This is a genomic window from Shinella zoogloeoides, assembly GCF_033705735.1.
Classification (GTDB): Bacteria; Pseudomonadota; Alphaproteobacteria; order Rhizobiales; family Rhizobiaceae; genus Shinella; species Shinella zoogloeoides_A.
In genome coordinates this window covers 2,571,714-2,593,663 of sequence record NZ_CP131130.1, presented here as the reverse complement: position 1 = coordinate 2,593,663, position 21,950 = coordinate 2,571,714, and the positions used below count along the sequence as shown (strand labels likewise).

Below are 21,950 nucleotides of genomic sequence, written 5' to 3'. Positions count from 1 at the left end.
TCCATCGAAAACCGGAATAGTAGCTATCTAAACATGTAATTTGCGCATGATTCAAGCCGGTGGTAGCGATAGCGGACAATCGACGGGCATCCATGCCCGCCAAACCCCGTTTCAGCATGAAAGTCGAATGATGACGGATACGCGCCCCGGCCGCGATTGGGCCATGCTTGCACTGGTCGTTCTGGTCGGCCTCAACCTCCGGCCCTTCCTTGCCGCCCCGGCGCCGATCCTTGCGGAGATCGTTGCCGATACCGGCCTCGGCTATAGCGGCATCGCAATGCTCACGCTGCTGCCGATGTTCCTGATGGGCCTCGGCGCTTTCGTCGCGCCGGGCATCCAGATGCGGATCGGCGCCCGGCGCGGTCTTCTCCTCGCGCTCGTCATCCTGCTTGCCGGCTCGGCGCTGCGGGTCGTCGCCTCCGGCGGGCTGGCGCTGATCGCGACGGCCGCGCTTTGCGGCATCGGCGTCGCCTTCATCCAGGCGGCCTTTCCCGGCATCATCAAGGCGCGTTTCCCGAACAGCGTGCCGGTGGTGACGGGCCTCTATTCCGCGATGATCATGGCCGGCGGAGCGTTCGGGGCGCGGCTGATGCCGATGCTCGTCCATGCCGGCTACAGCTGGCGGGCGGCGCTCGCCTGGCTGGCGCTGCCGGTGGCCGTGGCGCTGGCTGCCGCATGGCGCATCCTTTCCGACGTGGAGGCCAGCAAACCGGACGGTGCGCTGACGCGCCAGCTTCTGCGCCGACCGCGGACCTGGGTGCTGATGGCCGCCTTCGGGCTGGTCAATACCGGCTATACCTCGATGATCGCCTGGCTTGCGCCCTATTATCAGGCGCAGGGCTGGACGAGCGCCGACAGCAGCGGCCTCGTCGCCGTCATGGCGGTCTGCCAGGCGACGGCCGCGCTCGGCCTTCCCATCCTCGCGCGCCGCAATATCGACCGCCGCGGCTGGCTGTGGCTCACCATCCTCTTCCAGGGCATCGGCTTCTTCGGCCTTGCGACGGCCCCCGGCCTTGCGCCCGCCGCCTGGGCGGGGCTCTGCGGCGCCGGCCTCGGCGGCAGCTTCGCGCTCGCCATCGTCACGGCGCTCGACCACCTGCCGCGGCCCGAGCAGGCCGGGGCGCTCGCCGCGCTGATGCAGGGCGGCGGCTTCCTGCTTGCCGCGATCGGGCCCTATGCGATGGCGGTGCTGCATGACTGGACGGGCGGTTTTGCCGCCGGCTGGATGCTGCATTTCGGCTGCGTGCTGGTGACGGCGCTGCTCTATATGCGCTTCAACCCGCGCCGGTATCCCGAGGCCATGGCCCTTGCCGCATGAAAAAACCCGCGCCGGCCGGGCGCGGGTTTCTAAAAAAGGCCTGAGCGGAATGCCGCTTACCGGCGCGAGCCGAAGGGCTTCAGCGCCATGTGGCGGTTGACGTCCTTGTAGAGCAGGTAGCGGAACGGCTCCGGGCCACCGGCATAGCAGGCCTGCGGGCAGAAGGCGCGCAGCCACATGAAGTCGCCGGCTTCCACTTCCACCCAGTCCTGGTTGAGACGGTAGACGGCCTTGCCCTGCAGCACATAGAGGCCATGCTCCATGACATGGGTCTCGGCGAAGGGAATGACGGCGCCCGGCTGCAGCGTGACGATGGTCACATGCATGTCGTGGCGAAGGTCGGAGGGATCGACGAAGCGCGTCGTCGCCCACCCGCCATTGGTGTCGGGCATCGCGGCCGGGGTGATGTCCTTTTCGTTGAGGATCAGCGGCTCGGGATGGGGCAGGCCGTCGACGGCCTCATAGGCCTTGCGGACCCAGTGGAAACGGGCATGGGCGCGCGAGCGGTTGTGAAGCGACCACTTGAGGCCCGGCGGCAGGAAGGCGTAGCCGCCCGGCTGGAGCGTGTGCTTGCCGGTCGGCAGGGTCAGTTCCACTTCGCCGTCGACGACGAAGAGCACGCCTTCGGCTTCCGGGTCCTGCTCGGGCCTGTCGCTGCCGCCGCCCGGGGCGACTTCCATGACGTACTGCGAGAAGGTCTCGGCGAAGCCGGAAAGCGGGCGGGCGATGACCCAGCAGCGCGTGTCGTTCCAGAACGGCAGGTAGGAGGTGACGATGTCCTGCATCACCCCTTTCGGAATGACCGCATAGGCCTCGGTGAACACGGCGCGGCCGGTCAGGAGGTCGGTCTGCGGCGGGTGGCCGCCGAGGGAGGAATAGTAGCTTCTTTGCATCGTCTCAGGCCCTTTGTCTTGAGTGTTTTCCGATAGTCCGTGCGGCGTTACTTCGCCTCTGCCTTTTCCAGCAGGGCGACGATTTCGCCCTGGCCGCGGCCGCGGGCATGCTGGAGGGGCGTCACGCCGTCATTGTCCGCGAGATCGACCTTCGCGCCGGCCCTGATTAGCAGGTCGACGATCCTCACATGCCGCGGTCCCCCGTCGCCGAGGATGATCGCTTCGAGAAGCGCCGTCCAGCCGAGGCGGTTCACATGGTCGACGTCGACGCCGGCCTCGATCAGCATGTCGACGGTCTCGACATGGCCGCGCTCGCTGGCGGGGATGAGCGCGGTGCCGCCATAGCGGTTGGTGCTTTTCAGGTCCGCGCCGTGGCTGAGCGTCAGCTTGAGGATGTCGAGATGGCCGCGCGCGCCGGCATAGAGATAGGGGCTGTCGCTGATCTGGTCCTTGGCATTGACGTCGGCGCCGGCCTCGATCAGGGCCCGGGCGGCATTCACCCGGTTGCCGTGGGTGGCGACCAGCAGCGCCGTCGCGCCGCTCGCATCGCGCGCGTCGATCTCCGCGCCCTTCGAAAGCAGCGTCCTTATGGCGGCGACGTCGTCGGCAGCGGCCGCCTTGTGCAGTTGGACATTCATGGTGTCACCGGCGGCAAGAAGGGGAGGGCAGAGGGCCGCGAGGAAGAGCCAGGCCGAGAGAAAAGCGAGTTTCAGCATGCGCATCCCGTTGGTGTGTGGGGACAAACTAGCAGGCGGCCGGCTCATTAGAAAATTAAATGTGCAAATCAGGATCATGCAGAAGATGGAACTTGGCCGCCCGCGAAGCGCCGGCAAAAAAAACCGGGACGGATCGCTCCGTCCCGGGTTCCTGCCCCCGCCCCTGAAAGGGAAGCTCTACGCAATTCCGGACGCAAAACCGCTGCGCACTTTTGCTGGAACTTGCTTTACAGGCCCGCTGCCGCGATGGCGGCGTCCAGGCGCTCGCGTGCCTTCTTCGGCAGCTTGCCGGCCTTGACCGCATCGATATTGGCCGGCGCGTCGCCGACGACGACGAGGCCCACCATGCCCATGCCGACATGCGGCGTGCACTTGACGCCATAGGCGCCCGGCTTGTCGAACGTGACCTTGTAATGCTCGTTCATCTTGCTCTTGAAGGCTTCCGCGCCTTCCGGGATCATGTCCTTGATCGTCTCGACATTATGCCCCTTGTCGGTGGGGATGAAGGTTACGGTGTCGCCGGGCGCGACCTTTACGAAGGCCGGCTCGAACACCATGGCGCCTTCGGCGCCCTTGTTGAGCATGTGCACCTCGAAATCTGCCGCCGCTGCCGGAAGCGCGAGCGCCAGAATGACCGCTGCCGCGCCGACGATGCTCTTTGCCATGATACGCACTGGAGTTCTCCTTGATGACGAACGTCTCACGTTCATGAGGAGGAAGTAGACCCGCCGGGCCGCTCCTTCTTTGACTTTAATCAAACAAGGGCGCGGGATCGTGCGTGGCGTCCTGTCGCAGTACGAGCAAATGTCTCAGATGACGGTGACGGCGATGCCGCCGAGCCCGTCGATCTGCGCGTGCATCGTGTCGCCCCTCCTGACCGCGCCGACGCCGGCGGGCGTGCCGGCGAAGATCAGGTCGCCCGGCGCGAGCGTGAAGAGGCGGGAAAGGCAGGAAATCATCTCCGGCACCTTCCAAATCATCTGGTCGAGGTTTCCCTCCTGCCGGATCATGCCGTTGACCGTCAGCCGGATCGTGCCGGCCGCCGGATGGCCGATGGTAGCGGCGGGATGGATCGGCCCGCAGGGCGCGGCATGCTCGAAGGCCTTGGCAACCTCCCAGGGCCGCCCCAGCTTCTTCGCCTCAGCCTGCAGGTCGCGGCGGGTCATGTCGATGCCGATGGCGTAGCCGTAGACGCAGCCGAGCGCCCGCTCGACCGGAATGTCGCTGCCGCCCTCCTTCAGCGCGACGACCAGCTCGACCTCGTGATGCACGTCGCTGCTGGCGGGCGGATAGGGAAAGCCGCGTTCCGGCGCGACGAGCGTGTCGGGATTCTTCTGGAAGAAGAAGGGCGGCTCCCTGTCCGGGTCGTGGCCCATCTCGATGGCGTGGTCGGCAAAGTTGCGGCCGACGCAATAGATGCGGTGGACCGGGAAGAGCGCGGCGCTCCCTTCGATGGGCAAAGCGGGAACGGGGGCCGGCGCGAAGACATAGCTGCGGTCGGTCCTGGTGTTTTCGGCGGGCATGGCTGCACTTTCGCTGGCTGGTGTTCGGCGCGAGGCTAGCATGGGGCGTCGCCGCGATCATCCGTTCTTCCCGCCTTTCCTTGCACGGGCCGGAAAAATCGCGGATAGGGGAACGATGACGAACAGCGACCCGCCAGAGAAGAGCACTCCCGAGACGGCGAAAGACGCGCCGCAGGGCGCGTGCCGGCGCTCGCTGCCGATCGGCCTCTTGAAAGCACGCGAGGCGGTGATGCGCCATTTCCGGCCCATCCTCGTCGATCATGACGTGACCGAGCAGCAATGGCGCGTCCTGCGCGTGCTTGCCGACGAGGGCATGGTGGATGCGTCGGAAGTGGCGGAAAAGGCCTTCATCCTCGCGCCGAGCCTCACGCGCATGCTGCGCTCGCTGCAGCAGCGCAAGCTGATCTTCCGTCACAAGGACAAGGAGGACAAGCGCCGCGTCCTCCTGACGCTGGCGCCGGCGGGGCAGGCGATGATCGACGAGGTGATGCCGGATGCCCTGCGCGTCTATGCGGAGATCGACGCGCGCTTCGGCGCGGAGAGGATCGATATCCTTCTCGACATGCTGGAGGAACTCGCCGCCCTGAAGCTGGGCGGCGAGGAGTAGCACCGATCGCCATTCAGCCCATGCCGGCCTGCAAACGGCACTTTTCCGGACTTTCGGTGCTCACGTACCGAAAGTACGCTGCGCTCCGGATTCCGGAAAAGCACCATTTTTCGGCTCAGCCTGAACTGAATGTCGATCGGTCCCAGGCCGGTCAGGCGTCCTGCCAGTCCACCTGCAGTTCCTCGCGGAAGGCGAAGCGGACGAGGTGGCGGATCACCACGTCCTTCAACTGCTCCATATCCTCCGCCTTGGGCGCGGCAAGGTCGATATGCAGCGCTGCGCCGTCCGCCTTCAGCCGGCATTCGCCGATGGAGAAGGTGATCTGCCCGTCATGCTCGTCGAACTTCACGGGCAGCTTATGGGCGAAATGCTTGCAGAGCTGCTGCAGGTAGGGGCTTGCCTGTTCGGTGGCGATGGCGGTCTTGCTCGTTGCGGCGGTCATCAGCTTTTCTCCACGGTCTGGGCGGCAAGGTCGAGCGCGGCGGCGATGGCGGCTGCCGCCTCCTCGCTCACGTCTCCCCGGCGGAGGCGAAGCCGCATGGCGAGTTTCAGGTTCTCCATGGCGCGCACGACCGGGGCGGGCACGCCCTCGCGGCCACGCGGTCCGCCGCTGCCGGCGCGCGCCATGAGCTCGTCGATGGCCGCGCGGTTGGCGGCGAGGAAGGCCTTGCCTTCCGGCGTGATGCTGTAACGCTTGCGGCCGCCTTCGGCCGGTTCGATCACGGCATAGCCCATGTCATCCAGCCAGGAGAGTGTCGGATAGATGACGCCCGGGCTCGGGCTGTAGCTGCCGCCGAAGCGTTCCTCGATGGTCTTGATCAGCTCATAGCCATGGCTCGGCGCGTCGGCGATGATGGCGAGCAGCAAGAGGCGCAGCTCGCCGTAGTCGAAGAGGCGTCCGCCGTGGCGGCCGCCCCGGCCGGGGCCATGATGGCGGCCGCGATGGAAGGGACCCGAGCGATCGTCGGGCGGTGAAAAGTGGCGGTGAGGGCCGCATCCCATTCTGTGTCTCATGGTCTCGATATAAATCTCGATATATCTGAAATCAAGATATATCGAGATTTATATCTTTAAAAAGTTTTTGGGGGACGTTAACGTCGTATTTCGGAAAATATAACGATGGAGATGAGCATGGTCCGGCTGAATGAAATCCGCAGGAACGAGGTCGCGGTCACGCCGCCGGAAACGGCGGATGCGCAGCTCGTCTTCATCGGCCGGATTTCGACGCCCTGGACCGCGCGCATGGAAACGCCGCGGCAGGGGCGTCATGATGGGCCTGTCTGCACCATCGAGATCTTCGAGCCCTGGGTGCAGGCCTTGACCGGTGTCGAGCGGTTCGAGCGGCTGGAAGTGCTTTACTGGCTGCACCAGTCGCGCCGCGACCTCGTGCTGCAGAGCCCGGCGTCGAACGGCGAGGTGCACGGCACCTTCTCGCTGCGCTCGCCCGTGCGGCCGAACCCGATCGGAACCTCGATCGTCGTGCTGGAGAAGATCGAAGGCAATCGCCTCTTCGTGCGCGGCCTCGATTGCCTCGACGGCACGCCGCTCATCGACCTCAAGCCGGACCGCACGCTCTTCAAGCCGATCGCACCGCCCCAGCCGGGCGATTTCGAGACCGGCCAGGCGCAGATGTGCAGGAAGGCCGGCGATTAGTCGTCGACGGCGACCATCACGTCGGAGGCCTTGACGACCGCATAGGCTTCCTGCCCGGCGGCAAGGCCCAGCTCGTTGACGGCTTCGTTGGTGATCGAGGCGGTGATGATCGAACCGCCGCCGACATCGATGCGGACATGGGCGGTGGTCGCGCCAAGAGTGACTTCGACGATCTTGCCCTTGAGGCGGTTGCGCGCGCTGATCTTCATGCAAAGCTCCTGTGGTTGCTACCCGCAAACTAGCATCGCGGCGTCGAAAGGAAAGGTCCGCAACCCGAAACCGGCGATCATCGCCAGCGGGCGGTGCGCTCGATCCATTCTCGGGTGCGGGCTTCCGGGTCGGCATTCAACGTGATGTCGGTGACGACGGCGGCGCTGTCGGCGCCGTTCTCGAAGACGGCGGAGAGGCGATCCGGGTTGAGGCCGCCGATGGCGACGAGGGGAAGCGGCGCGACGCGGGCCTTCCAGTCGGCGAGGCGCTCGACGCCCTGCGGCGCCCATTTCATCTTCTTCAGGATCGTCGGCCAGACGGGGCCGAGCGCAATGTAATCGGGCCGTGCGGCGAGCGCCGTTTCAAGCTCCGCCGCGTCATGGGTGGAAAGGCCGAGCTTCATGCCGCTCGCGCGGATGGCGGCGATGTCGGCCCCGTCAAGGTCCTCCTGCCCGAGATGCACGAAGTCGCAGCCCTCCTCGATGGCGATTTGCCAGTAATCGTTGACGATGAGCTGGCAGCCCGCAGCAGCGCAGGCCGTTTTCGCGCGGCGGATTTCCGCTCGCAGGCGATCCTCCGGCAGGTCCTTCATGCGCAGCTGCACGAGCCTGACGCCGAGCGGCACGAGCCGCTCGATCCAGTCGGCGCTGTCGACGATGAGGTAGAAGGGATCGAGCTTCACGAAAAGACGGCCTTTCCGATGACGGGAGTGGAGGGAACGGCCATGTCGCGCGGTTCGAGCGGCACCGCCGCATGGGCGAGGCGGCCGGCCGCAATGGCGAGCGCAAAGGCTTCCGCCATGGCGGCGGGATCGCCCGCGCCGGCGACGGCGGTGTTGAGCAGCACGGCATCGTAGCCGTGCTCCATGACGGCGGCCGCATGTGAGGGCCGGCCGATGCCGGCATCGACGATCAGCGGAATATCCGGGAAATGCGCGCGGAAGGCGCGCAGCGCCATCGGGTTGACCGGTCCCATGGCCGAGCCGATGGGCGCGCACCAGGGCATCAGCACCCGGCAGCCGGCCTCCAGCAGCCTTTCGGCGACGACGAGGTCGTCGGTCGTATAGGGGAAGACCTGGAAGCCTTCGCCGGTGAGGATGCGCGTCGCCTCGACGAGGCCGAAGACATCGGGCTGGAGCGTGTCGTGATGGCCGATCACCTCCAGCTTGATCCAGTCGGTGCGGAAGACCTCGCGCGCCATCTTCGCCGTCAGCACGGCTTCCTTGACGCTGTGGCAGCCGGCGGTGTTGGGCAGCACGCGCACGCCGAGTTCCCCGATCAGTTCGAAGAAGGCGCCGCCCGCCTTGCCGCCGGCATTTTCCCGGCGCAGGGAAACCGTGACGATCTCCGCCTTCGAGCGCCGCACGGCCTCCGCGAGAATGGCGGGCGAGGGATAGCGCGCGGTGCCGAGCAGCAAGCGGGAGCCGACCTCGGCGTCGTAGAGTTTCAGCATGTCAGCCTCCCTGCATGGGGGAAAGGATCTCGACGCGGTCGCGTTCGCCGAGCGGAAAGGCGGCGCGGTCCTCGCGGTGCACCAGCTCGCCGTTCACCGCCGTCGCCAGCCAGTCGCCTTCGTAGTCGAGGGCGGAGAGCAGATCGGCGAGCGTCGCGGCGGCGACCTCCTGTTCCTCGCCGTTGATGATGAGGGTCATGATGCCTTCCTTTCGAATTGCCTTTGGCGAAGGAGGATGCGGGCGACCTCGCCGGCCATGGCGGGCGCCAGCAGGAAGCCGTGGCGGTAGAGGCCGTTGACATGGATGGTCTCGCCATCCTCGCTCACGCGCGGGAGGTTGTCGGGATAGGCCGGGCGGATGCCTGCGCCGGTCTCCACGAGTCGCGCCTCGCCGAAGGCCGGGTGCAGGGCATAGGCGGCGTTCAGCAGCTCCATCAGCGAGCGGGCGGTGACGGGGCTGGCGTCGTCGCTCTCGATCATCGTCGCGCCGACCATGAAGCGGCCCGCCTCCCGCGGCACGATATAGATCGGGTGGCGGGGGTGGAGCAGGCGGACGGGGCGGGATAGGCGGATTTCGCCGGTTTCGAGGGCAAGCATTTCGCCGCGCACGCCCCGCAGGCCCGGCAGGCGGCCGATCCGCGCCGCGCCGGTGCAGTCGATCACCCGGTCATGGCCGCCGGCCTTGCCGCCCGCGCCGAAGAGGAAGCGCATGCGCGCCTCCTCGAGGCTTGCGGTGAGCGCCGCCATCGCCTGCCGTGGATCGAGATGGGCTTCCTCGCGGAAGAACAGCGCCCGGCGGAAGCGGCCGGCAAGGTCCGGCTCCAGCGCGGCGATGGCCGCCTCGTCCAGCCATTCCCAGCCGCTCGTTCGCCCGGCGAAGCGTTCCAACTCGCCGGCATCGCGGCCGGCGGCGACGACCAGCGTGCCCTTGCGATGCACATGGCCGGGCAGCGCGGCTTCCCACCAGTCGGCGGCAAGGCGGCCGAGCGCCAGCACCTCTTCCTCGGCGCTTTCCCGCTCGCACCAGGGCGCGAGCATGCCGCCGGCAAAGCCGGAGGCGCCGAGGCCCGCCCTTTCCCGGCTTTCCGAAATGGTGACGTCGAAGCCGTGGCGGTAGAGCTGCCAGGCGGTGGCAAGGCCGGCGACGCCGGCGCCCTTGACGAGGATGCGCATGGTCATTCTCCCGAAAGCGGCATGTAGAGGTCGCCGCCCTCGCGGAATTTCGCCGCCATGGCCTCCAGCCCCTCCTTCTGCGCCTCGGCGCGGATATCGTGCGAGATGCGCATGGAGCAGAATTTCGGGCCGCACATGGAGCAGAAATGCGCGACCTTGTGCGCCTCCTTGGGCAGCGTCTCGTCATGGAAGGCGCGGGCCGTCTCCGGGTCGAGCGAGAGGTTGAACTGGTCCTCCCAGCGGAATTCGAAGCGGGCGCGCGACAGCGCGTCGTCGCGGAGCTTCGCGGCCGGGTGGCCCTTGGCGAGGTCGGCGGCGTGGGCGGCAATCTTGTAGGTGATGACGCCGACCTTCACGTCGTCGCGGTCGGGCAGGCCGAGATGTTCCTTGGGCGTGACGTAGCAGAGCATGGCCGTGCCGAACCAGCCGATCATCGCCGCGCCGATGCCGGAGGTGATGTGGTCGTAGCCGGGGGCGATGTCCGTCGTCAGCGGGCCGAGCGTGTAGAACGGGGCCTCGCCGCAGGTCTTCAGCTGCTTGTCCATGTTCTCCTTGATCTTGTGCATCGGCACATGGCCGGGGCCCTCGATCATGACCTGGCAGTCCTTTTTCCAGGCGATCTGCGTCAGTTCGCCGAGCGTTTCGAGTTCGGCGAACTGCGCGGCGTCGTTGGCGTCGGCGATGGAGCCGGGGCGCAGGCCGTCGCCGAGCGAGAAGGTGACGTCATAGGCGCGGGCGATGTCGCAGATTTCCTCGAAATGCTCGTAGAGGAAGCTCTCCCTGTGGTGATGCAGACACCACTTGGCCATGATCGAGCCGCCGCGCGAGACGATGCCGGTGACGCGGTTCACGGTGAGCGGGATGTAGTGCAGCCGCACGCCGGCATGGATGGTGAAATAGTCGACGCCCTGCTCGGCCTGTTCGATCAGCGTGTCGCGGTAGACCTCCCAGGTCAGGTCCTCGGCGATGCCGTTCACCTTCTCCAGCGCCTGGTAGAGCGGCACGGTGCCGATGGGGACCGGCGAATTGCGGATGATCCATTCGCGGATATTGTGGATGTTGCGGCCGGTCGAAAGGTCCATGACCGTATCGGCGCCCCAACGGATCGCCCAGACCATCTTCTCCACCTCCTCCGCCATGGAGGAGGTGACGGCGGAATTGCCGATATTGGCGTTGATCTTCACGAGGAAGTTCCGGCCGATGATCATCGGCTCGGCTTCCGGGTGGTTGATGTTGGCGGGGATGACCGCCCGGCCGCTCGCCACTTCCTGCCGGACGAATTCCGGCGTCACGAAATCCGGGATATGCGCGCCGAAGCTCTCGCCGTCACGGGCAAGCGCCTCCTTTACCGCCTTGCGGCCGAGATTCTCGCGGATGGCGATGAACTCCATCTCGGGCGTGACGATGCCGGCGCGGGCATAGGTGAGCTGCGTCACCGCCTTGCCGTCCGTCGCGCGGCGCGGGCGGCTCAGCACCGGGAATTCCGGCGTCAGGCGCTCGCCGGTGGCAAAGCCGTTGTCCTCGGGGCGGACGTGGCGGCCGTCATAGGCCTGCGTATCGCTGCGGGCGGCGACCCAGCCTTCGCGAAGGCGCGGCAGGCCGCCTTCGATGGAAACGACATGGGCGGGATCGGTATAGGGGCCGGAGGCGTCGTAGACGATGACCGGCGGCTCGCCGGAGGTCGGGTGCAGGGCGATCTCGCGCATCGGCACGCGGATGTCCGGGTGCAGTTCGCCGGGAATGTGGATTTTTCGCGAGGCGGGAAGGGCGCCCGTCGTGACGGTGGGGGTGAGCTTTTGAGCGGCAATATTCATCGTGAGGCTCCAAGTTTTCGTTTGGAGACCCAGTCCTAGAGCCGGAATGATGGAAGGACGCGGGAGACGGAATCCGGGTTTCGGATAGCCTGCCACAGCGCTTGCACCGTCCCTACGCCAGTATGAACTGGATCAGGTTCAACGGGTCACTGCGCTGCGAATGCCAGCAGTATCTCAGCCCCTTGTCGGGACCCCCCTGGTGAATGTCTCAAGCAAAGACGCTGGGAGGCGATTTGTCAACGGAGAAAAATAAGTAAGTAATTACTTACTTTTTGGCCTGCGGGCAAAAAGAAAACGGCGGAGCATTGCGCCGCCGTTCCTCTTGAAATCGCTTGCGAAAACTACTCGCGCTCGCCCGTGAAATTCAGCAGGAGCTGGAAGATGTTGACGAAGTTGAGGTAGAGCGACAGCGCGCCGAACACGGCCATCTTCTGCTGCGACTCGTGGCCGATATTTTCCGCATACTGCTCCTTGATGTTCTGCGTGTCCCAGGCGGTGAGGCCGACGAAGACGAGGATGCCGATCACCGAGACGGCGAACTGCAAAGCGCTGGAGCCGAGGAAGATGTTGACGATGGAGGCGATGATCACGCCGATGAGGCCCATCATCAGGAACGAGCCGAACTTCGAGAGATCGCGCTTCGTCACGTAGCCGTAGAGGCTGGTGGCGCCGAACATGGTGGCGGCGATGAAGAAGGTGCGGGCGATGCTCATGCCGGTGAAGACGAGGAACACCGAGGCGAGCGACAGGCCCATGACGGCACAGAAGGCCCAGAAGGTCATCTGCGCGGCGCTGGCCGACATGGTCTGGATCTTGAACGAGAAGAACAGGACGAAGGCGAGCGGGGCCAGCATCACCACCCATTTCAGTGGCGAGGAGAAGATCGGCACATAGAGCGCCGGCGTCGAGCCGACGACGAAGGCGATGAGGCCGGTGATGACGAGGCCGGCGCCCATGTAGTTGTAGACGCGCAGCATGTGCTGGCGCAGGCCCTCGTCGAAGAGGGCGGCCGACTGCGCCTGCGCGCCGTAGCCGAAACGCTGTTGTACGGGTTCCATCGAGAATCTCCTTCGGTCTGGAAGCGGTTGATCAGTAGAGCGTGCGGGAAAGGTCCCGCGCGGTGTCCGCCAGGTCGTCGGCCTTGCGGCTTTCCGACACCAGCGCATAGGCGGCGTCGCCGATCTGCCAATAGGCGGCGCGGGCGTTGTCGGCATGGAAGAGCAGGACGTGCTGCACGGCGAAGGAGCCGGGGCGCACGGCGAAGAGCGACAGGCGCTCTCCCTTCGCTGGCTCCAGCACCAGCTCGACGCTCGGGCCGTAGGCGGAGGGGAAGACCTGCGTGTCGATGACGGTCCAGCCCTTCGGCAGGTCCGGCAGCACGATGGCCGTCGCCGAGCGGATCTCCGCCGGGTCGAAGGTCTCGATTTCCGGCTGCGAGGTCATGCTGTCGCGCAGCAGCGTCGTCCGGTGCGCGCGCACGGCCTCCTCGACGAAGGCGGGCGGCGGCGTGGAGGCGACGACTTGCGTCGCGCCGAAGGGCCCGAGCGCCGCATGGGCGACCCAGCCCGCCGCGATGAAGAGCGCGATGGCGGCGGCGCGGCGGAAGACGGAGAAGACGCGGCGATGCGACAGCGCCCGCTCGAGAAGCCGTGCGGCCTCGCGGGTTTCCTGCCGTGTCACGGTGCGATGGTCGGCGAGCGCGAGGCGTAGCTCGTCGCGCACGCGCAGGTCCTTCATGATCTGCGCGGCCACTTCCGGCCGTTCGGAGAGATAGGCCTCGACCTCGATGCGCCGGCCGACGGCGAGCTGGTCGTCGACATAGGCGTTGAGGTCGGTTTCGAGGATGGGGTCATTGCTTGTCATCGCCGGTGCCTCCGACAATCCTGAGATGGGTGACGGGTGCGGCGCTGCCGCCCTGTTCGAAGCTGCGCAGCCGCTGGCGGGCGCGGGCGACGCGCGACATCAGCGTGCCGACCGGGATGCCGAGCGTATCGGCGGCCTCCTGATAGGAAAGCTCCTCGATGGCGACGAGATGCAGCGCCGCGCGCTGCTCCTCCGGCAGGCCGAAGAAGGCGTTGCGCAGCTGGGTGAGCCGCACCGAATGATCCTGGTTGGCCGGCGCGGAGGTCTCCGCGATCTCGGCCGCCGCATCGTGGCGGCGCTCCTGCGAGCGGCGCTGGCGCAGGCGGTCGATATGGGCATTGTGCAGGATCGACATCAGCCAGTTGCGGACATTCGCGCCGGTGCGGAAGGTCGACTGCCGCTCATAGGCTTTCACCAGCGCGTCGTGCACGAGGTCTTCCGCCTCGTCCGGATTGCGGACGAGCGACAGGGCATAGCGCCTCAGCGCCGCAAGCTGTCCGATCACGTTGAAGCCGGGTGTCTTTCCGTTCATGCCCCAATATACGAGCGCCGGGCGACGCTCATTCCACCGCCTTGCGAAAAAAGTTCAAAGCCAGTGCAGCACGACGGCGGCAAGCGCGATGTAGCGGCCGAACTTGGCGAGCGAGACGACGAGGAGGAAGCGGCCGAAGGGCTCGCGCATGATGCCGGCCGCGACCGTCAGCGGATCGCCGATGACGGGCATCCAGCTGAGTAGCAGGCTCCACCAGCCATAGCGGCGATACCAGTTTCCGGCGCGCTCCAGCGATTTCGCGGAGACGGGAAACCAGCGGGCACCGCGGAAGCGTTCGATACCCCGGCCGAGCAGCCAGTTGATCACCGAGCCGAGCACGTTGCCGATGCCGGCGACGAGGATGAGCAGGGCGGGCGTGTAGTTCTTCGAAGCCAGCAGGCCGGCCAGCACCGCCTCCGACTGGGCGGGCAGGATGGTGGCGGCGATCAGGGCGGCGAGGAAGAGGCCGCCATAGGCGGCAAGCGCGCTCATCTTTGGCTGGCGGCCGGGCCGCTCCGCTGTTCCTTGCTGTCCATGCCGCCTCCGCATCGGTTCGGCAGCTTCCGTAAACGGTGCCGACCGATGGAGGAAGGGGAGGACACTCTTTTGCGGACGCCAGCGGCAATCGGTAGCGGCAAAGAAGCTCTGCCGCACGCGATATTGAAGGCCCTGTCCGCACTATCGTTGAAACGGCCGCGAGGATCGGCGGCGGCCCGCCTGGTTCGGGCCGCCGACGCGATCGGCGCCGTGGAGGAACGGCGGCCGGCTTCAGCCGGTCAGCACAGCGCCGACCGGTTCATCAGCATGATGTCGTTCGTGGTCAGCGTCATGCGGGACGGCTCGTCGATCTCGTCCAGCACGGCCCGCAATGCCTTGTCCAGGCAGAACTCGACGATTTCGGCATCCAGCGTCTTCGCCGATTCCAGTGCGAAGGCGACAAGACGCGCCAGCGCCATCAGTTCGTTGCCCCGGTCTTCGACCTCGTTCGTTTCGATTCTCATGTCTTGCGCCCCCGCAATTTCTCAAGCCCTGCACAAAGTATAGGCGTGACGCGCCCTTTTCGCGCGTGACTCAGGCGTGACACACGCGGAATGGGAAATTGCACGTTCTACTGCGTTTTGGGTTGATGGGCGGCGGTGCGCCAGAGCGAGGTGGCCCGGAACGTCCAGCCCGCGCGTTTTGCAGGGCTTTGCGGCTGGAAATCGTGAAGGGCCTGCAGCAGGGCGAGGGCGTCCTCGCGTTTCCGGTTCGCCGTTTCTACATGGAAAAGTTGCAGGAAATCCTTGCGGAACGCGGTCAGTCCGGCCCTTTCCACGATCGCCGCCCAGGTCCGGTCCTTGTAGAAGAGAGCGGATGCGGCTGCGCGCAGGCTTGATATGTGAGCCTTATCAATAGCCTGGAGATCGCCGAGGCGATCCAGCGTCGCATCGACATTGACCATGGGTAGCGAAAGGGCGGGATAGCCGAGTTCGGCCGGGCCGTGCAGCAGGGCGACATCCGCGTCGTCGATGCGCCGGCCGCTGGCATAGTCCTCGTAGATGCGGCCGATGCCGACCATGCCGAAGCCGTCGCATTCGGCCGCGCGGAGCGCGCCCATGCTCGCCGCGCCGAAGACGGCGACGCCCGTCTCCAGCGCGTGGAGGATTTCCTTGTGCCAGACGGGGGCGACATGTTCGAAATTGCCGTCGATCAGGCCGATGGCGGCGGCCCCGGCCCTTGTCGCCGAGAGGACGTCGCCATGGGCCGCGGGCGGGCGAACCTCGATGCCGTGGCCGCAAAGCGTGGCGGCATCCGGCAGGCTGGGGCCGACGAAGACGATCTTCATGGCATTGCGAACAGCATGCGCGAGAGGGCGCGCGGGCCGACGGCATGCCGGCGCGCGCCCTCGGGGTTCTCAAGCGCCGGCACGATCATCTTGACCACGGAAACGGGCAGCGACGCATCGCCGAGCGGCACCGCCACGACCGGCGCGATGCTGCTGGCGGCGAGTTTTTTGAGGCACCATTCAAGCAATCCGGCGGCATCGCCTTCCGGCGCCGGATAGGTTGGGGCGGCGCCGGGCACTGCCTCGAAAAGGGCGCGGGTTTCCGCCGCGAGCGGGCGGCTGAAGGTTTCGGCGAAGAGATCGTCCCGCGCGCCACTGATATAGGTGAGGCGCGATTGCGCGACCTCCGTCAGCGCGCGGATGACGGCGCGTGCCGCGACGGGATGGGTGCCGTAGCCGATCGTCACGTCATGGAACAGCGGCTGCCTGCGGGCAAGGATGCCGGCTTCGGCAAGCACCGCCGCATAGGTGGGCACGGCAAGGTCGCTGGTGATGTCGAAGAGGCGAAGGTCCAGCCCCGCTTCACTAAAGCGCGCGACAAGCGCTTCGGCGACGGGGTCCGCGATATCCGCCGGGTCTATCGCCGCTGCAAGGCGCTTTTGCCGGGGGAGCAGGCGCCACAAGCGGTCGGCATCGCGCTCGATGCGTTCCAGCAGGCCATGCAAGATCGCCTCGGTTTCCGAATTGCCGGAGGCCAGGCCGTCCGAGGATTGCCAGAAACGTGGCGTTTCCTCCGTGCGGTCGAGGATCACCGCCTCGCGCGGCACCCAGATGCGCTCGCCCGTCGCGACGTCGTGTCCTGCCAGCCAGTCGATCACCTCGTCCTCGCCGACGAAGGGCTGGCCGGCCGCTATGAAGATGTCGAGCGGCAGGCACGTCTCCCCTGCCTCAGAGAAGGCGCGGCGGGAGGAGCGGCGTGCGCGCACGAGCGGGTCGCCGGCGACGGCCCGCTCCAGCGCCTCCATGGCGGCGGAGACTTTCGCGTCGATATCCGTGATGCCCTTGCCCTGGTTGATGACGATCGAGCGGGCATTGGGGCTCACCGCATTCCAGACCGGGATGCCGAGGCGGTCGAGCCCCGTCAGGCGGGAAAGCCGGGTGATGCCGAACCGGGGCAGCAGCGCCCCGATCCGGCTCCAGGTCTCCTCCGGGCCGCAGATCCGGTCGGAGCAGAGCCGGGTCACTTGTCCATGAAGCCGCCGGAAGCGTCCATGAATCCGCCCGAGACATCCATGAAACCGCCGGAAACCGCATCCGCCGAGGAGGCGAGGGCGGCAAGGTTCACGCCCTTGGTGATCGTCGCGCCGGCCTTGCGCAGGTCGTCCGCGGCCTTCAGCGCGCCGCCCGAGGGAACGCCGGTCTGCGTCACCGTGCCGGCGTCGAGGTCCGCGACCCAGAGCCCGTCATCTCCCTCAATGCCCAAAACAACCAGTCGCGCCATGTTCAGTCCCTCTCTCGTTCGGTTGAATTCTCAGAACCCCGCCTTTTTCAGGCCTTCGTAATACTGCTGTCGTTGCCACTCTTCCTTGAAGGGGACGATCTTCATCCAGGCCTCGACGTCGAAGTTCGGATGGACGACGTAGGTGCGGCGCACGAAATGCCGCGCTTTCTTCATGTCCCCGAGCATGCTCCAGCAGGCGGCCGAAAGACGGTCGACCGGCGTGCGGTCCTTCATGCGGGCGATATAGTCGAGCGCCTGCTCGTAGAGGCCGAGCGAATAGCTGGCGCCGGCGGCGGTCCAGAAGTATTCGTCAGGCGAGAGCGGGTTGAGGTCGATGGCGTGCTCTATCTTCCGGAGGCCGAGATCGGGCCGGGACGCCTGCACCAGCGTATCGGCATAGCTCGCGATGACATTGGCATGGTGTGGGCTCAATGCCTCGGCCTGGTCGAGATAGGCGGCGCTTTCGTCGAACTGGCGGGCGTAGAGCTTCACGACGCCGAGCTCGCGGTAGCCGGAGGGCAGCCGCTCGTCGGTCCTGATGGTCTGCGCCGCATAGTCTTCCGCCTGCTGCAGCAGTTCGCCGTCGCCGCGCGCGGTCACCAGCCATTCGAGGAAGTAGCTGCGGGCGAGGCCGCCGAGGGCGGGCGCGAAATCGGCGCTCGTCTGCAGCGCCTCGCGGAAGCTCTTGCGGGCGCGGCGGATGTCGCGCAGGTCGAGGTTCTTCAACTGTCCCTGGCCGACGAGGAAGGTGCGATAGGCATCGGCGTTGCGCTCGTAATCGCCGCGCACCAGCTCGTTGTGCTCGATCTCCGTGGCGATGGCACCGGCGATCTGGTGGGCGATCATCTGGCGGGAGCGGGCGAGCCCCTCGGCCGACAGCGGAAAGCGCTCGGCCCAGATGACCTCGTCGCTGCCGAAGAAGATGAGCTGGGCAAAGAGCGTGTGGCCATCGCCCTCGTCGCGCAGGCGTGTTTCCAGGATATAGCTGATCTTGTGGCGTTCGTAGGTGGTGGCCCGGTCCGCCTGCCGCGAGATCTGCGCGGCGGTATGCGGGGCGATGATCGAGATCGAGCGCAGCGCGCAGAGCCCGATCGTCACGTCCTCGATCAGGGCCTCGGCAAAGCGCGCCGCCGCGCGCGAGCCATGCGCCGTGGCCGGCGGCAGCAGCACGACGCGGGGCGGGTTCTGCCGCGGCAGCGCGATGCCGGCTTCATCCGGCGTCAGGATCTGCATGGACGGCTGGACGGTCATGAGCGCCGCCGGCGTTGCCGGTCGGCCGGTGAGGACCGCGCGCACCTCCTCGTCCTGCGGATTGGCCTCCAGCAGGCGGAGGGCGGCGGACGAGCGGACCTGCCGTGCGGCGCCGCTGTCGGCCGCCCTGTCGAGCAGGGCCTGGCGCAGCAGCGCCATATGGGCCGTCCGCTGCAGCGCGATCCAGTTGACGAGCGCGCGGTTGACCGGCTTGACGTGCTTGAGGAAATCCTCGGTAAGGAGGCCCGCCAGAACGGCAAGGCCCGCATCCTGCCGCAGCTTTGCGACATCGCTTTCGACCGGATCCGGCCCGAGCGCGATGGCGGCATCGGTGAAGGCGAGATAGGCGCGGCCGAGATCGCGCTGCCGCTTCTGGGCGCGCGAGACGGTCTGCCGCAGGCTGGCAAAGGCGGCGGCAGCGTTGCCGTCGTCCCAGAAAAGGCTCGCCGCGTCGGCCCTCGCCATTTCCGTCAGGCCGCGCGTCTTGAGATAGCAGAGGATCAGCAGCGCCTTTTCGGGAAAGACGATGTCGTTACCGCCCTCGTCGAGCAGGCGAAGATGGCCCAGCGTCTGAAGCTGCGCCGGCATGTGCTATCAGATCCGCAGTTCCGATGCGCTGTCCGCACGTTCGCCCGCTTCCGCTCCGGCGCTCGCCTTGGAGAGCGCGGTCGCCAGCGCGATGATCGACTTGCGCACGCCGGCATCGTCGATTTTCAGGAAGGCGCGGTTGAGGTCGAGGCCTTCCTTGGAGGAGACGAAGGTGGAGACGTCGCCGGTCTCGTGGGCGACGCCCGCGGTCGGAACGGCGTTCTCGTCGTCCTGGAAGAAGAAGCTCGGCGGCACGCGGAAGACGTCGGAGATCGCCTGCAGACGGCTCGCGCTGATGCGGTTCGTGCCCTTTTCGTATTTCTGAACCTGCTGGAAGGTCACGCCCAGGCGATCGGCGAGCGCTTCCTGGCTCATGCCGACCATCAGGCGGCGCAGGCGCACGCGGGAGCCGACGAAGACGTCGATCGGGTTCGGTGTTTTCTTGGTCATGATACTTTCTCCCCTAGAGGGCATGCCGGGGCATACGATATCGGAATATGCCTTCACTGTGCTCGAATACCCGGTTCGATGCAACTGCCGCGGACCGGATTTCATCGCTACCGTAACGTGAGGCTGCGTGTACGCCGCCGCTATATGTCGTAGCTTTGCGGCGCGCTGAGCGAGGCGATGAACTTCTTCGTCCTATCCCGCTGGGGTGTCGAGAAGATGGCGCGGGGCGGGCCCTCCTCGACGATCACGCCGCCGTCGAGAAAGACGACGGCATCGGCGACGCGCGAGGCAAGGCGCAGGTCGTGGGTCGCCATCACCATGGTCGTTCCCTCACGGGCAAGGCGGCTCAGGACCTCCACGACTTCCTCGGCAAGCTCGGGGTCGAGCGCCGAAGTCGGCTCGTCGCAAAGCAGGACACGCGGCGAGGGCGCAAGCGCCCGGGCGATGGCGACGCGCTGCTGCTGGCCGCCCGAAAGCGTCGCCGGCCAGGCGTCCGCCTTGTGCGCCATGCCGACCTTTTCGAGAAGCTCCATCGCGCGGGCCCGCGCCTTGTCGGCCGGCCATTTCAGCACGGTGATGAGGCCTTCCATGACGTTGGCGATGGCGGTCTGGTGCGGGAAGAGCTGGAAGTTCTGGAAGACCATGCCGGTCTGGCGGCGCAGCTTCTGGATCGCGTCCCAGCCGACCTTGCGATCGGGGGCGAAATCGATCTTCTCCTCGCCGAGGCGGATCGAGCCCGCGGTCGGGATTTCGAGCAGGTTGATGCAGCGCAGAAGCGTGCTCTTGCCGCCGCCGGAAGGGCCGACGAGGGCCGTCACCGTGCCTTCGGCCAGCCGCAGGCTGATGTCGCGCAGCACGACATTGTCGCCGAAGCGTTTCTCGATATGCGTGAGTTCGATCATGTGCTAGCCTCCAGGAAGCCGCCATAGCGGGCGAAGCGCTTTTCGAGCCGCACCTGCAGGGACGAGAGCACCGAGCTCAGCGCGAGGTAGATCAGCGCGGCCTCGATATAGAGGATCAGCGGCTCATAGGTGGTGGCGACGATGCGCTGGGCCGTCTGGAAGAGTTCCGGCACCGTGACGGCGGCGGCGAGCGAGGTGTCCTTGACCAGCGAGATGAAGGTGTTGGACAGCGGCGGCACGGCGACGCGCGTCGCCTGCGGCAGGATGGTGCGGCGCATGGCCTGCGACCAGCTCATGCCGATCGAATAGGCCGCTTCCCACTGGCCGCGCGGCACGGAGGAGATGACGGCGCGGATGATCTCCGACGTATAGGCGCCGACATTGAGCGTGAAGCCGATGAGGGCCGCCGGGAAGGCGTCGAGCAGGATGCCGACGCTCGGCAGGCCGTAGAAGATCACGAAGAGCTGTACCAGGAGCGGCGTGCCGCGGATCACCCAGACATAGAACCGCGCGACATCCGAGAACGGCCGCGGGGCGAAGAGCCGCACGACGGCGGTCAGCAGGCCGAGCGCGAGGCCGAGCACGAAGGAGGCGAGGGTGAGCGGAATGGTGAAGACGAGCGCGGCCCAGAGCAGGGGGGCAAGCGAGTCCAGCATCAGTTGAAGCCAGGGCGGCACGGGGGCGATCCTCCGAAATGCGGCTGGCCGGGTCATCCCCGGCCAGTTCGTCGGTCTATCTATATGTCAGGAACAGGCCGGCGCGAAGCGGCCGGTCGAAGATTACTTCGAGACGTCCTGGCCGAAATACTTGTCCGAAATCGCCTTGTAGGTGCCGTCGGCCTTGATCTCGGCGAGTGCCTTGTTGATCGCGTCCAGCAGTTCCGGCTCGCCCTTGCGGATGATGATGCCGGAATAGTCGGCGCCTTCCTGTTCGGCGGCGATCTTCACATTGGCGTCGGGCTTGTGCTTCTTGAAGTCGAGGAAGGACAGGCTGTCGTTGATCGTCGCGTCGGCGCGGCCGGTCAGGACGAGCTGGATCGACTGGTCGAAGCCGTCGGTGCCGACGAGCTCGGCGCCCGATCCTTCAGCGAGCTTGCCGAAGTTGCTGGTCAGCGACTGGGCGGACTTCTTGCCCTTGAGGTCGGCGAAGCCCTTGATGCTGTCGTCGTCGGCGCGCACGATCAGCACGGCCTTGGAGGCGATATAGGGCTCGGAGAAGTCGTATTTCTGCTTGCGCGCCTCGGTGATGCCGACCTGGTTGATCACGGCGTCGTAGCGGTTGGCGTCGAGGCCGGCGATCAGGCCGTCCCACTTGCCTTCCAGGAATTCGGCCTTCACGCCAAGCTTCTTGGCGACCGCCTCGCCGATCTCGACGTCGAAGCCGACCAGCTTGCCATCCGTGTCATGGTAGGTGAAGGGGGCGTAGGTGCCTTCGGTGCCGATCTTCAGCGCGCCGGCCGACTGGACGGCGGCGAGGTTTTCACCGGCAAAGGCAGGGGCGAGAGCGGCGGCCTGCAGGGCCGCGGCGGCGGCAAGGGTCTTCAACCAGTTCATCTTGGGGACTCCGTTTCTGGCTCACATGTTCGATGGGCGATCAATCGCAGAAATCCATGAAAAACGATGGGCAGAAAACTGCGATTTATTTGGGCGAATGCAAATATTTTTCTCATCGGCCGCCGCTTACAGGCGGTGCCGGCGGCTTTTGAGCCCTTGCACGGTGACAATCGATAGATGGGACGA

The 21,950-nt window shown here is 66.4% G+C and carries 28 protein-coding genes and 1 riboswitch; of the genes, 3 read left to right on the top strand and 25 right to left on the bottom strand.

The features are described 5' to 3' along the window. Nucleotides 1-130 precede the first annotated feature (130 nt). Nucleotides 131-1,318 (top strand): cyanate transporter, encoded by a 1,188-nt coding sequence (locus tag ShzoTeo12_RS12915; protein ID WP_413251150.1) that lies wholly within the window; start codon nt 131-133, stop codon nt 1,316-1,318. A gap of 56 nt (nt 1,319-1,374) precedes the next feature. On the opposite strand, the gene ShzoTeo12_RS12910 is transcribed toward ShzoTeo12_RS12915, so the two are convergent. The 4 genes from ShzoTeo12_RS12910 to ShzoTeo12_RS12895 all read right to left on the bottom strand — a co-directional run bounded on the left by ShzoTeo12_RS12910 (nt 1,375) and on the right by ShzoTeo12_RS12895 (nt 4,450). Then, nucleotides 1,375-2,211 (bottom strand): bifunctional allantoicase/(S)-ureidoglycine aminohydrolase, encoded by an 837-nt coding sequence (locus tag ShzoTeo12_RS12910; RefSeq protein WP_318909971.1) that lies wholly within the window; start codon nt 2,209-2,211, stop codon nt 1,375-1,377. A gap of 47 nt (nt 2,212-2,258) precedes the next feature. Then, nucleotides 2,259-2,927 (bottom strand): ankyrin repeat domain-containing protein, encoded by a 669-nt coding sequence (locus tag ShzoTeo12_RS12905; RefSeq protein ID WP_413251100.1) that lies wholly within the window; start codon nt 2,925-2,927, stop codon nt 2,259-2,261. A 227-nt stretch (nt 2,928-3,154) separates the two neighbouring features. Continuing rightward, nucleotides 3,155-3,592, bottom strand: a complete 438-nt coding sequence (locus ShzoTeo12_RS12900; protein ID WP_413251149.1) for a pseudoazurin — start codon at nt 3,590-3,592, stop codon at nt 3,155-3,157. Nucleotides 3,593-3,736: 144 nt separating this feature from the next. Beyond that, nucleotides 3,737-4,450 carry a fumarylacetoacetate hydrolase family protein gene (locus ShzoTeo12_RS12895; protein ID WP_318909969.1) on the bottom strand — a complete coding sequence of 238 codons (714 nt, stop codon included), beginning with the start codon at nt 4,448-4,450 and terminating at the stop codon, nt 3,737-3,739. Nucleotides 4,451-4,565: 115 nt separating this feature from the next. On the opposite strand from ShzoTeo12_RS12895, the gene hpaR reads away from it, so the two are divergent. Further along, a complete protein-coding gene (gene hpaR, locus ShzoTeo12_RS12890) occupies nt 4,566-5,057 on the top strand; it encodes a homoprotocatechuate degradation operon regulator HpaR (protein ID WP_318909968.1) in 492 nt (163 codons plus the stop codon). Nucleotides 5,058-5,208: 151 nt separating this feature from the next. Here hpaR and ShzoTeo12_RS12885 read toward each other — a convergent pair whose 3' ends face one another. Beyond that, entirely contained in the window at nt 5,209-5,499 is a 291-nt protein-coding gene (locus tag ShzoTeo12_RS12885) for a DUF2218 domain-containing protein (RefSeq protein WP_318909967.1), read from the bottom strand. Further along, complete coding sequence (locus ShzoTeo12_RS12880) at nt 5,499-6,059, bottom strand: PadR family transcriptional regulator (RefSeq protein WP_119256532.1); 561 nt, start codon at nt 6,057-6,059, stop codon at nt 5,499-5,501. Before ShzoTeo12_RS12880 ends, ShzoTeo12_RS12885 begins: the two co-directional genes overlap by 1 nt. 129 nt (nt 6,060-6,188) lie before the next feature. On the opposite strand from ShzoTeo12_RS12880, the gene tsaA reads away from it, so the two are divergent. Continuing rightward, nucleotides 6,189-6,710: a tRNA (N6-threonylcarbamoyladenosine(37)-N6)-methyltransferase TrmO gene (gene tsaA / locus ShzoTeo12_RS12875; protein WP_318909966.1), complete on the top strand. Its 522-nt coding sequence runs from the start codon at nt 6,189-6,191 to the stop codon at nt 6,708-6,710. On the opposite strand, the gene ShzoTeo12_RS12870 is transcribed toward tsaA, so the two are convergent. The 19 genes from ShzoTeo12_RS12870 to ShzoTeo12_RS12780 all read right to left on the bottom strand — a co-directional run bounded on the left by ShzoTeo12_RS12870 (nt 6,707) and on the right by ShzoTeo12_RS12780 (nt 21,764). Further along, nucleotides 6,707-6,919 (bottom strand): TOBE domain-containing protein, encoded by a 213-nt coding sequence (locus ShzoTeo12_RS12870; protein WP_119256533.1) that lies wholly within the window; start codon nt 6,917-6,919, stop codon nt 6,707-6,709. The genes tsaA and ShzoTeo12_RS12870 overlap by 4 nt on opposite strands. Nucleotides 6,920-6,996: 77 nt before the next feature. Next, a complete protein-coding gene (locus ShzoTeo12_RS12865; RefSeq protein WP_318909965.1) occupies nt 6,997-7,602 on the bottom strand; it encodes a thiamine phosphate synthase in 606 nt (201 codons plus the stop codon). Continuing rightward, on the bottom strand, nt 7,599-8,372 hold the full coding sequence (locus ShzoTeo12_RS12860) for a thiazole synthase (RefSeq protein ID WP_318909964.1): 774 nt from the start codon (nt 8,370-8,372) through the stop codon (nt 7,599-7,601). The genes ShzoTeo12_RS12865 and ShzoTeo12_RS12860 overlap by 4 nt, the downstream gene beginning before the upstream one ends. A gap of 1 nt (nt 8,373) precedes the next feature. Next, complete coding sequence (thiS, locus tag ShzoTeo12_RS12855) at nt 8,374-8,571, bottom strand: sulfur carrier protein ThiS (RefSeq protein ID WP_119256536.1); 198 nt, start codon at nt 8,569-8,571, stop codon at nt 8,374-8,376. Next, nucleotides 8,568-9,545: a glycine oxidase ThiO gene (gene thiO / locus ShzoTeo12_RS12850; protein ID WP_318909963.1), complete on the bottom strand. Its 978-nt coding sequence runs from the start codon at nt 9,543-9,545 to the stop codon at nt 8,568-8,570. The genes thiS and thiO overlap by 4 nt, the downstream gene beginning before the upstream one ends. Nucleotides 9,546-9,547: 2 nt before the next feature. Beyond that, complete coding sequence (gene thiC / locus ShzoTeo12_RS12845) at nt 9,548-11,359, bottom strand: phosphomethylpyrimidine synthase ThiC (RefSeq protein ID WP_318909962.1); 1,812 nt, start codon at nt 11,357-11,359, stop codon at nt 9,548-9,550. 91 nt (nt 11,360-11,450) lie between these two features. Next, nucleotides 11,451-11,567, bottom strand: a riboswitch (TPP riboswitch). 133 nt (nt 11,568-11,700) lie between these two features. After that, nucleotides 11,701-12,417: a Bax inhibitor-1/YccA family protein gene (locus ShzoTeo12_RS12840; protein WP_313193268.1), complete on the bottom strand. Its 717-nt coding sequence runs from the start codon at nt 12,415-12,417 to the stop codon at nt 11,701-11,703. Between the two features lie 31 nt (nt 12,418-12,448). Further along, the gene (locus ShzoTeo12_RS12835) at nt 12,449-13,222 is read right to left on the bottom strand and encodes an anti-sigma factor (RefSeq protein WP_318909961.1); all 774 of its coding nucleotides are present in this window, start codon (nt 13,220-13,222) and stop codon (nt 12,449-12,451) included. Next, entirely contained in the window at nt 13,209-13,754 is a 546-nt protein-coding gene (locus ShzoTeo12_RS12830; RefSeq protein ID WP_318909960.1) for a sigma-70 family RNA polymerase sigma factor, read from the bottom strand. The genes ShzoTeo12_RS12835 and ShzoTeo12_RS12830 overlap by 14 nt, the downstream gene beginning before the upstream one ends. Before the next feature lie 54 nt (nt 13,755-13,808). Beyond that, nucleotides 13,809-14,246, bottom strand: coding sequence for a YqaA family protein (locus tag ShzoTeo12_RS12825; RefSeq protein WP_318909959.1), 438 nt, complete (start codon nt 14,244-14,246; stop codon nt 13,809-13,811). A gap of 284 nt (nt 14,247-14,530) precedes the next feature. Next, a complete protein-coding gene (locus ShzoTeo12_RS12820) occupies nt 14,531-14,755 on the bottom strand; it encodes a hypothetical protein (protein WP_119256543.1) in 225 nt (74 codons plus the stop codon). 107 nt (nt 14,756-14,862) lie between these two features. Then, complete coding sequence (locus ShzoTeo12_RS12815; protein ID WP_318909958.1) at nt 14,863-15,579, bottom strand: TfuA-like protein; 717 nt, start codon at nt 15,577-15,579, stop codon at nt 14,863-14,865. After that, entirely contained in the window at nt 15,576-16,763 is a 1,188-nt protein-coding gene (locus ShzoTeo12_RS12810; RefSeq protein WP_318909957.1) for a YcaO-like family protein, read from the bottom strand. Before ShzoTeo12_RS12810 ends, ShzoTeo12_RS12815 begins: the two co-directional genes overlap by 4 nt. Beyond that, nucleotides 16,760-17,020: a hypothetical protein gene (locus ShzoTeo12_RS12805; protein WP_318909956.1), complete on the bottom strand. Its 261-nt coding sequence runs from the start codon at nt 17,018-17,020 to the stop codon at nt 16,760-16,762. Before ShzoTeo12_RS12805 ends, ShzoTeo12_RS12810 begins: the two co-directional genes overlap by 4 nt. Before the next feature lie 30 nt (nt 17,021-17,050). After that, entirely contained in the window at nt 17,051-18,859 is a 1,809-nt protein-coding gene (locus tag ShzoTeo12_RS12800; RefSeq protein ID WP_318909955.1) for a hypothetical protein, read from the bottom strand. Nucleotides 18,860-18,865: 6 nt separating this feature from the next. Further along, nucleotides 18,866-19,309: a helix-turn-helix domain-containing protein gene (locus ShzoTeo12_RS12795; RefSeq protein WP_119256548.1), complete on the bottom strand. Its 444-nt coding sequence runs from the start codon at nt 19,307-19,309 to the stop codon at nt 18,866-18,868. Nucleotides 19,310-19,449: 140 nt separating this feature from the next. Next, on the bottom strand, nt 19,450-20,211 hold the full coding sequence (locus ShzoTeo12_RS12790) for an amino acid ABC transporter ATP-binding protein (RefSeq protein WP_318909954.1): 762 nt from the start codon (nt 20,209-20,211) through the stop codon (nt 19,450-19,452). Next, nucleotides 20,208-20,888 (bottom strand): amino acid ABC transporter permease, encoded by a 681-nt coding sequence (locus tag ShzoTeo12_RS12785; protein ID WP_318909953.1) that lies wholly within the window; start codon nt 20,886-20,888, stop codon nt 20,208-20,210. The genes ShzoTeo12_RS12790 and ShzoTeo12_RS12785 overlap by 4 nt, the downstream gene beginning before the upstream one ends. A gap of 102 nt (nt 20,889-20,990) precedes the next feature. After that, nucleotides 20,991-21,764 (bottom strand): amino acid ABC transporter substrate-binding protein, encoded by a 774-nt coding sequence (locus tag ShzoTeo12_RS12780; RefSeq protein WP_119256551.1) that lies wholly within the window; start codon nt 21,762-21,764, stop codon nt 20,991-20,993. Nucleotides 21,765-21,950 lie beyond the last annotated feature (186 nt).